Origin of the sequence: Proteus vulgaris, assembly GCF_016239305.1 — a bacterium.
Lineage (GTDB): Bacteria > Pseudomonadota > Gammaproteobacteria > Enterobacterales > Enterobacteriaceae > Proteus > Proteus vulgaris_C.
Window position 1 is genome coordinate 82,961 of sequence record NZ_JAEHOQ010000005.1, and the last position, 10,730, is coordinate 93,690.

Annotated in this window: 3 protein-coding genes and 1 pseudogene; 2 read left to right on the plus strand and 2 right to left on the minus strand. The window is 43.2% G+C overall.

The window, feature by feature from the left end; genetic code table 11:
* Positions 1-36: 36 nt before the first annotated feature.
* Both JEP40_RS05070 and JEP40_RS05075 read right to left on the minus strand, forming a co-directional pair.
* A complete protein-coding gene (locus JEP40_RS05070; protein WP_420094337.1) occupies positions 37-678 on the minus strand; it encodes a DUF932 domain-containing protein in 642 nt (213 codons plus the stop codon).
* Between the two features lie 124 nt (positions 679-802).
* Positions 803-907, minus strand: a pseudogene (locus JEP40_RS05075) (antirestriction protein); the annotation flags it as partial.
* A gap of 171 nt (positions 908-1,078) precedes the next feature.
* Here JEP40_RS05075 and JEP40_RS05080 point away from each other — a divergent pair.
* On the plus strand, positions 1,079-4,378 hold the full coding sequence (locus JEP40_RS05080) for an STY4851/ECs_5259 family protein (RefSeq protein WP_198622725.1): 3,300 nt from the start codon (positions 1,079-1,081) through the stop codon (positions 4,376-4,378).
* Positions 4,379-4,390: 12 nt separating this feature from the next.
* The gene (locus JEP40_RS05085) at positions 4,391-10,711 is read left to right on the plus strand and encodes a DEAD/DEAH box helicase (protein WP_198622726.1); all 6,321 of its coding nucleotides are present in this window, start codon (positions 4,391-4,393) and stop codon (positions 10,709-10,711) included.
* Positions 10,712-10,730 lie beyond the last annotated feature (19 nt).

Genomic DNA, 10,730 nt, shown 5'->3' on the forward strand with positions numbered 1-10,730 from the left:
CCCACATTATACCCTCCCTAAACACTCAATGGAGCTTCATTTGTCAATATACTCATACATCTTTTCTGTCATTACCCACAGCGCTTTATTCAATTTGATATCGCCATCAATACCATTCACCGAACGTGTGCGAGCTCGCTTACCTTTTGAATTCCTGCCTGATAACCCTCCTTTAATTAAATTCTCCTGAAAACGTTGATATACCGTCCAGAGATCGTCTTTTTTATCTTCCCAACGACGAGGTTGTAATACTTGGTCCTCAGTAATTGGTTGATGCTCCTCGCCATAACGATACGTAAGTGCAGCTTGCGCTAAGGCTTGCTGTGCTGGTGGCGGTAACAATAACGATTGCATTTGTTCTCGCTTTTCAGCGACAGCATCAAAGGTCTCTAATACTTCATAAGCCCCTTCAATCACTTTACCTACCACATCACCTTTGTGTGGTACACGCACTTCACCAAAGGTATCTCCGCACACTAGCCCATTTTGACACACCGCTCTAAATAGCCCCGGTAACATTTGATAACTGCTTGAACCATCATGGCTATTTAAGAGGATAATTTCAGGCACTTGTATTCCTGTAATTTGGTCATGACGACGTAGGCGTAACATATGCTTGGTATGCTCTCGACGAATACTGTTGGCACGTCCAAAGTGTGAGGCTAATCGACTCATCATCAATTCCTTAAATAATTTATTTGGTTGGATAAATACGTTACATACAGTGAGATAATGCAGACAGAGATAAGGAAAATGGGGTGAATATAGGGGCGGGAGGAAAGCGTAAAATGCGTAAAATAGATTAATCAATCAAGTAGAAGATGGCGTCCGCTTCAAGGTGTTGTGAAGCAAAATCCCTCAGTTGATAGAAACGTTCACACATCACCTCACTTTCTGTTTTAAATGACTACTACAGTAATGAATAACCACGAAGATAGTGATCTATCCTTGATAATCCACAAAAATGTGATTTACTCCATCTCATCAGTTGCTTGTTATGTTAATTTAGTAATGTTTAATATTTTTTAAGTATTATATTTAAACCTTATGCTAAATTCTAATTAACGAGAGGTTTGTTGTGAGTAGATCAGAATACATTTATCTAATTAAGTGTACTTCTTGGCTAACTAAATTTCTAACCCACCGTGGATTGAAAATAACAGATAGTCGCCCGTTATTTGAATACCATGCAACTAGTGATGAGTATGAAGAACTAAAGCGGTTACTTTGCAATGTCGGGCAGGCTGAAGGACTTAAAAACGATAAAAGTTACGCAGCATGCTTTACACTATTTTGCGCAGAATGGTATCGAAGGGAGTACGAACGAATTCATGGCTGGAGTTGGGAGCCTATCTATAAAGCTCTTGGTTTATCTCTATCCGCTTCGGAACTGAGTCATATTGTACCAAAAGGTCTTGAAGGCTACTGGGGACGCCCTGTTCGTTTCTATGATTCAGAACGGCGTAACTTTTTAGGATCTCTATTTAGTGAAGGCGGCCTGCCCTTCAAGCTATTGAAAGAATCAGATAGCCGTTTCCACTCTGTTTTTTCTCAAATTCTTAATCAGTACGGCCAATCTCATTCATCAGGATATTCAGCTTTATCCTTAGTGCAAATAGTTGTCGATAAGTCACAGCTTCCAACAGTTTTCAAGGAAGACACATCAGTTGAACTTATTAGTAGTATGGCAGATCAGCTTATCTCTCTTGTTCAGACTTACGAACTCAGTAATCATTTAGAGCCCGTCAAAGAACTTGACCGTGCTCATCCTAAATGGCGAGATAGTTTCCCAATGCCCCTAGATGATGAAACTGGCACCAGTTTCCTTAATGGTCTTTTGCGCACCGCCACTGTTGAAACTAAACCTCGATTACAAAAAAATAGAACAACTAGTTGTAATTTTTTTTGGTCAGAACAACATCCTGATGAGATTCATGCACATATTTTCCTTCCTAATGAGTTAATGTTTGCTATTTCAAGTGAGCCATCAACGACTCGTTTTGAACTCGCTGTTTATGAAGATAATGAAGAAGTAGCCAGTCTGGGGCCTGCATATGCTAGCCTTGAGAAAATGCAGGCGACTGTGAGGCTTCGCAAGAGCGAAATTCGTTTTGTCAGACAGCAACCAACAGCAAGCTTATCATTAGTGGCTCGAGCTGGAGGCATCATTGTCGGCACGATCAAGCTGGATGGAGGAGAAATTGCAGTTGGAGATATTCCTTTAACATTCGTAAGTGACAAAAGTGGCTGGTTATTACAAGGTCAGGCTTCCTGTAGTGTACGTAAAAGTGACGTACTCATCATTCTTCCTGCGGAAGGTCATCTAGCTTCGAATCATGATGATTACTCTTCTAATACTCAAGCGCTGGGATATCCTACATTGTCTATAAAAGGACGTCAGGACGTCGTTTTTGAAGGTAATGAAACGTATCGAATTCAAACCGGTCGGGAACAGGTTAAACATACCTATTTAGCTTTACAAGGTAATCAGTTCGCCTGGCCATGCAGCCCCTATGAAACATTTGTTGGCATACCCAAAGTCATTCACAAATTTGCCATAGCACAGAGTATTCGTTATGAACGTTTCCTAAGTGGTAAAAATATTAACGGATGTGATTTACATGAAACGATGGGAGCGCATTATATTTCGATTCGAAATGAAAATAATGAAACGCTATTACGCCGAAAGATAGGGATTTTACCTTCAGATTTTCAACTAGAAATTAAAAGCAGAGAACAGGCAAACGAGGGTGTAATAATTATTTCTACCCAACACTCTTGTTGGTATAGATTAAAAGATAAAGAGCTCGAAGTTGGACGCAAAAAATCAGTAAATAAAACGGAAATAATGATTAAAGCGGAGGGGGTGCCACCAACCTCTTTAGTATTACAGGTGACGCCTAATCTTGCTGGTAATCCCATTGAAATTATTCTACCTTTCCCGACTAAGGGCTGCCTAGTTCTAGATGTTAATGGTCAACTCCTACCTAAAAATATAACTATTAATGACCTGTTGGGAACCAGAACATTCCTCTTTGGACGAAATGGCGAACCAGCAAGATTCCGCCTTGAACTACGTTTAATGTCCAGAGCGAGACAGCAAGCGTGGCATGAATGGCGTTATACCGCAGGCGAACGTCCGGTTGAACTCAATTTGTATAGTCTAAGAGAACATATTGAGAACTTACTATCTCTGGAAACTGGCATTGACCAAGTTGTGGAAATGCGTATAGATGGCTCTGGAAGTATACATACCTGGCAAATTCGACGATATAAATACAGCCTTAACTACGATTATGAAAGGCAGGTTCTTTTTAGCAACTCAATGACTGCTCGCTCTGAGCTGATCCCATCACCAGTCATCATGCTACTGAGTGAGCCTGAAAGAAAACCTGTTTCTCTCACTTCACGAATGAGCGAGGGTGTACCTGTTGGTGAATTTGAGCTGAGTTCGGTAATACAGAAGAATGGGCCTTGGCTGGTAGTTCCCAGAAAAGGTGAAGAAACCGCATTTCGACCATGTTTTATTCGTGGCGAGCCCCCCTTACAGACTGAAGTTAACGCCATCCAATCTATGCAAAAAGCGACTCAGCTTTTTAACCCCCGTTCAGACGTAAATACAATCACCTTGGTTCTTGACCAAATGGCTAGTAGCCCAGCGCATTCAGGCTGGCAGTTCCTACGAAGTTTATATGAACAGTACGGATATTTACCTCTGGCTACCTTCGAAATATGGAGAGCGCTTGTTCAACATCCGCAAGCGTTAGCAATGTCGTTGTTTAAATTTGAAATGTCTGTTGAATATCTCAACCGTATTGAAAATGAATTTCCTATTTTCTGGGAATTTTTACCCATTCTTGAGATTAAAAACGCAGCAGAAATATTTCAAGCCTTCCTAGCCCATAAAGGGGCACCGGAAGAAATGCAGAAAAAATTGCTGAATAAAATGTATCAGCAATTGGGAACTATTTTTCCTACCTATGCCAATGAAGTGCAGGAGTGGTTAAGTTTAGGCAAACAACCACGTTCAATACCTCATTCGATGATGAGAGAAATTGTTCAGGATTGGTATCAGGATCTTCTGCGTGAGCATAGTGAATCACGTTGGCCTGAATATGGTGGTTCTCGTCTTTACAACTGGATCCTGTCGCAAACAGACTCCGCAATTGATGTCTCTCCCGATACAGAATACCGCTATTCCGTTGCCTGGTTACCCGTATTTTGTGCCGCTGTCGCCAGTGGCGAAACAACATTTGAAAGTGTTTTTGGCAATGAACCAAGTACCGTTTTTTTCTTAAGACAAGTCAGAGATTTTGATTCGCGTTGGTTTAACGCCATTTTCCAATACAGCTTATTGCGTAATATTGCCGAAAAATAAAAAGGGACAAGAATGACTACACGCTATTTTTCTTCACTTATTGAACAATCACTCTCTCGCTCAACAGAAGCGACACTTAGCATCATGGGAGTTACAAATCCTCAACTCCGGGAGCATCTTGCCCAGCAGATGGGGGCTGATTGTGGCACAGTAGGTTCTTTCCTTGCATCTCCAGTATTTGAGCAAACATTTGGCTGGGAAGAATCAAACTACACCATGAGAACACTAGCTACAGAGAAATTATTGCTGAGCAAAGAGGTAGTTGACTCTCTAGATAGTGAAAAAAATGGGCGATATCGTTTTGGCGCCAATTGGAAACCTTTTACTCATCAGTTGGCTAGCTGGGGATCATTACTTGAGAAAAAGCATTCGGTTGTTGTTACCAGCGGGACAGGCTCCGGTAAAACAGAATGCTTTATGGTGCCAGTTCTAGAGGATCTTTATCGAGAGTTACGCGATAGCGACAATCAACCGCTAGTAGGAGTAAGAGCATTATTCCTTTATCCATTGAATGCTCTGATTAATTCGCAACGTGAACGTCTAGATGCATGGACCAGTGGATTTGGCTCAGGGATTCGATACTGCCTATATAACGGCAACACAGAAGAATTGCATGCCTCGGTAAAAAGCGAACAGGCAAACAAGCCTAATGAAGTTTTATCACGAGAGAAAATGCGCGAAGAGCCAGCACCAATACTAGTAACAAACGGTACCATGCTGGAATACATGATGGTTCGTCAGGTTGATGCTCCAATAATTCAGCAATCGAAATCAAAAAAATCATTGCGCTGGATAGTTCTAGATGAAGCGCATACTTATGTAGGGTCTCAAGCAGCTGAGCTAGCCCTACAACTTCGCCGTGTAATGACTGCGTTCGGTGTCACGCCTGATGATATTCGTTTTGTTGCAACGTCAGCCACCATTGCCGGAAGCGATTCAGAAAAGCAGTTAAAAAAATTCTTATCAGAACTGTCAGGAATACCACAAGAACGTATAGATGTTTTGGGAGGTAATCGCGTTATTCCGGAACTTGATACATGCAAAAATTATCCAGTTACACTTGATGAGCTTGAACAAATTCCAGACTCCGATAACGAAGGAATTAGCCTTGAGCGTTATAGTGCATTAACACATTCCCCAGAAGCCCGCTATATACGCGAGATGCTAGTCAGCCAACCTCACCCAATGAAACTAGATGTAATGACAAAACGCTTAAACGAGCTGACAAAAAATCATTACACGCAACAAGAAGTTTTACGCTGGATCGATCTCTGTACGGGCACAAGTCCCAACGAGCAAGAGCCTGCTTTTCTCAAAGTAAGAGCGCATATTTTTCAACGTAATACCCAAGGTATATGGGCCTGCGCAGATAAAGATTGTTCAGCGAAGCATAACACTGCACTGGAAGAAAACTGGCCTTTTGGCTACGTGTATGTGAATCAACGACAAAGCTGCCAGTGTGGTAGCCCTGTTTTTGAACTTGCGTTCTGTAATGAATGTAACGAACCGCATCTGTTGGCGAAGGATAAAAAAGGGAAGCTCATACAGTGGGATAATAAAGGTGGAGATGAATTCTCGCTTCACGATGATATCCCTGATGACTTTGAAACATCGGGAGAAAAAGTTCAAAAAGAACATGACTTTCAATCTCCACAAATTATTGCGCCGGAATGCAATGCTGAGCTCGGATATATAATTCAGCGGCTCGATCGTAATACCCGGAGCATTGGCGTTGTTCACAAAGACAGTCTTCCTTTAGCAATAAACGAAAATGAACAAATTTGTAGTGCTAGCAATTGTGGCTATAAAGGCGGGAAAGGTCAGTCCCCCTTTAGACGCGCATTGCTAGGAGGTCCTTTTTATGTCACGAATATTGTGCCAACAGTGTTGGAATACTGCCAGGATTTCGCCAGCGGTGAAGGCAAAAAAGGTGTAGGCCCATTATCATTGCCAGGACGAGGACGACGACTAATTACCTTTACCGATAGCCGCCAGGGAACAGCACGGATGGCAGTAAGGATGCAGCAAGAAGCTGAACGTAGTCGTTTGCGTGGTAGTGTAGTGGAGATACTTTCTTGGCATCAGAGAAAACAGACTATAAATACACCTAACGATCAAGCTGATGTAACAAAACTAGAAGAGATGGCGACACTGGCCAGAGATGAAGCAAAAAAATTTCGTGACTGGGGTTTGCTGGAAGAGGCAATTCTCTCAGAAGAAAAAGCAGAACGTATTGAACAAATCATACAAAAAACAACAGGTGGCAAAGTTAATACTATTTTAACTTCACTGACTTGGCAGGAGATGATTAATGAGCTTAAAGATAAGGCGGATATCAAAGGCTCGATTCTGCAGTACAACCATTATCTTAAACCTGAGATTTTCACTGAGAACAGTGGACCGCTGAAGCTTTCAGAGATGCTTCTATTTCGTGAATTTATGCGCCGTCCGAAACGAACCAACAGCCTTGAAACACAAGGGCTGGTGCAGATTAGTTATCAAGGGTTAGAAAAGCTACATAAACTCCCTATTCACTGGCATGAACAAGGGCTAACTTTGGATGATTGGCGTGATTTTCTGAAAGTCGCACTGGATTTTTATGTCAGAGAAAACAACTTCATTCAACTGGATTTAGAACTGAAGAACTGGATTGGTAGCCGTTTTTCTGCAAAATTTGTACGCAATCCTGAATCGAAAGATCCTGACGATAACCAAGTCAAACGTTGGCCCCAAATCCGTCACGGCAATACCACCCATCGTTTGGTTAAGTTACTAATACTCGCGGCAAAATTCAGAACCGTAAATACGATTACCATCGATATAGTTAACGCATGGTTGAAAGAGGCTTGGCTCCAATTAACCGGCCCTCTGGCTGTGTTAAAACCTGACGGTAACCGCTTTTACTTGCCGAAAGAACATCTGACATTCTCATTGATTCAAAAGGCGAATATTTGTCCTGTTACCAATAAATTGTTGGATACTACTTTCAAAGGACTAACTCCTTACCTACCTAGACATATCCAGTTTGAACACCTAACTAATGCACAATATAGCACCTATATGGCACAAGAAGTGATACTACCTGAAGTCTGGAAACACGACCATTCACAGTTGGATTATGCCGAAGGGTTAGCACAAGTCCGGGAATGGGTAGCACAAGATCCACTTGTGGATCATTTACGTTCGCAAAACCTCTGGACGGATATTAACGACCGTGTGGTGGAGGGCGGCTTTTACTACCGTACTGCTGAGCATTCAGCACAGCAATCAGCTGATCGCCTACAAAGTTACGAAAAGATGTTTAAAAACGGTCAGCTTAACGTCCTTAACTGTTCCACCACCATGGAAATGGGTGTGGATATTGGCGGTATTTCCGCAGTAGTGATGAATAACGTCCCTCCTCATCCGGCAAACTATTTACAACGTGCAGGGCGAGCCGGACGTAGTAAAGAATCCCGCGCAATCTCCTACACTCTGTGTAAAGGAAACCCACACGACCAACAGGTTTTCGCCAATCCACTATGGCCATTTGAGACAGTGATCCCCGCACCGATGGTGGCAATGAACTCAGAACGTTTGGTGCAACGCCATGTTAATTCGCTACTACTGTCAGAATATTTATGTCATGTAGTAGGAGAAACTGAGAAAGAAAAAACCAATCTGAATAGTGAGTGGTTCTTTGGTGAAGAGTTTGGGCAGTCTGTATGTAACAGCTTTAAGATTTGGCTTGAACGCCCTACCCTTAAAATTGATGATGCGCTTGAGTGCCTGGTAAACGGTACAGCTCTGCATGGCGCACGAGCGGAATTATTACGAGAAAAAACTTTCCATGCAATTACAGGATTACAAAAGCGTTGGCTAGAAATCTACCACGATCTAGTGAAACAGAAAAAGGAATCACAGCCAAATACTCCATATCGTAAGCGCCTAGAGCTAGAGAAAAAACGGCATTGTGATGAATATCTGTTGCGCGACCTGGCAGCGCGAACCTTCCTACCTGGCTATGGTTTCCCGACAGATGTTGTGAACTTTGATAACTTCACTATGGAAGACTATATCCGCGAAAAAACACATAAAAGTCGTAACAAGGGTGATCGTGAAGATAACGTTTCACGTTATAAAGGACTGCCTTCACGCAACTTGTCTGTTGCCATTCGCGAATATGCGCCAGGAGCGGAAATCATTCTAGACGGAAGAGTGTTCCGTTCTGCTGGTGTATCATTACACTGGCACAATATCAATGCAGATACTAATGAAGCCCAACGGTTAGACCGTGCCTGGCGGTGCCAGAAATGTGGTACGTTAGGCTATGAAGAAGGTATTGGTAGCTCTGTAGAATTATTTTGTACCAATGGTGACTGTGGTGAGCGAATTACTCGTGACAACACACGTCAAGTGTTGCAACCTGCAGGGTTTGTCACAGATGCTTATGATTCAGTAACGAACAACATTGAAACGATGAAGTTTATCCCTGTAGTTCCGGCCTGGGTATTTGTTAAGGCTGAACGCTTGCCACTACCAAACCCAGAGATGGGATTTATGGCTTCAGGCACTAATGGCCATGTGTTCCAGCAGAGTATGGGCGAAGGCGGACATGGTTATGCTCTGTGTCTGAGCTGCGGTCGTGCGGAATCGATGATAAGTGAAAAAGACGTACCAAAATCAATGGAAGCGCATTATCCACCACGCCCAGGAAAAGCCGATCGCGACAGCCAGAATCAGAGAGTTATTTGTCCTGGTTCTACCGCATTAAATACAAAAGTTACATTAGGGGCATTAGCTCGCACTGATGTATTTGAACTGATTTTACGTCGCCCACAGGACGGTGAGTATATCCCAGATGGCTCAGAAGAAGGGCGTATTATAGCTATGACTCTAACAGTTGCATTACGACGGGCACTCGCAGATGCACTGGGCATTTCTGTAGCAGAGCTGGGCTATGCAGTGCGTCCTGTTAGGCTAGAGAACGAGGGATCAGTCCTGGCCGTTCAGCTTTACGACGTCATTAGCGGCGGTGCAGGCTTCGCTTCCAGTGCACCATTACATATCGAAGCTATACTGCTGGGAATGGTCAAACAACTAGGGTGTACCCACTGCGATACCGCCTGTAGTGATTGTTTACTTGATTCGCAAACGCGTCACGATCATGACCACTTGGATCGTAAAGCGGCACTGGACTGGCTGGGGGATGATTTCAGCTACTATATTGGTTTGCCAGACGAAGAGAAGTTCTCGCTACCCGATGCGCAGTATTGCCCTGGTACTATCGAAGATGCCGTACGTCGCACAATTAACGAAGGTGCCGATAAACTCACTCTGTGGATGAACGGACCACTCAACGAGTGGGATTTATATGCTCGCCAGTTCCGCACGGCAATCCTAAACTACCGGTTAAAAGACAATGTCGCGGTTGAGATTGTCATTCCAGAGGATATTGATGATCCGGAAGTGTTGCGCGAACTGGCACAGTTTACAGCTATTGAGGTGAGGTTGTGCCATACCGAACAGAAAGTGTCATTCCCTATTGTGGCGCAGATCACTTTCGCCGATCGTGTTATAACACTGGCATCACATAGTCAGCAAGCAACGGTACCGGGTCCACACTGGCATCAGAGTGGTGAAGTGGTGGTTCGTAGCCAATGCTATAAACCTGCCGAACTGCGTGAGTTTATACTGCCAGAACTTACAGCAAACTTCAGTGATTTGGTGAAAGACCTTCAAATTCATAAAGAGCTGAATGGGCCGTTTTCACAGTTTGGCCAACGCTTCTGGGATGTACTTATAGAGGGCCATGAAAAAGTGCAAAACCTGATGACGACAAATCAGATTACACATATTCACTATACCGATCGCTATCTGCAAAACCCGGTGGCGCTGGCGCTACTCAGCGCTTTACTTAAGCCACTAAAAACATTAATGACCAAAGATGCAAAAGTAGCAATTGATACCTTATTCAAAAACAAAGATCGACCAGGAAATCGCCCGTTCCATGACTGGATGAGTGAAGCTGATTTTCAGGATTTTGCTGATCAGTGGTTTGTAGCATCAATGGGTAAGACGGCTGACATAACTGTATTCGACTACTCACGAGATATTCCACACCATCGCAAATTGATGGTGAATTTTGACAATGGTCAGGTTCTGCAGATCCGCTTTGATCAGGGAATGGGCTACTGGCGTATCGACTTCCCATATGTCTGGCGCAGTTTTGACTTTAATGATGATGTTACTTCTCAGCTCCACAAAATGGCGAAAGCTTGTATAGAAGGAAAAGTGATTAATAGCGAGGAAAACTGGTCAACAGACGTAGTCGTTGAAGTGATGGAACCTTAAGGGATTATTGCTCCCGACG

Coding starts and splice junctions, on each gene's coding strand:
- JEP40_RS05070 (WP_420094337.1), bottom strand. CDS start 678: ATGATGAGTCGATTAGCCTCACACTTTGGACGTGCCAACAGTATTCGT.
- JEP40_RS05085 (WP_198622726.1), top strand. CDS start 4,391: ATGACTACACGCTATTTTTCTTCACTTATTGAACAATCACTCTCTCGC.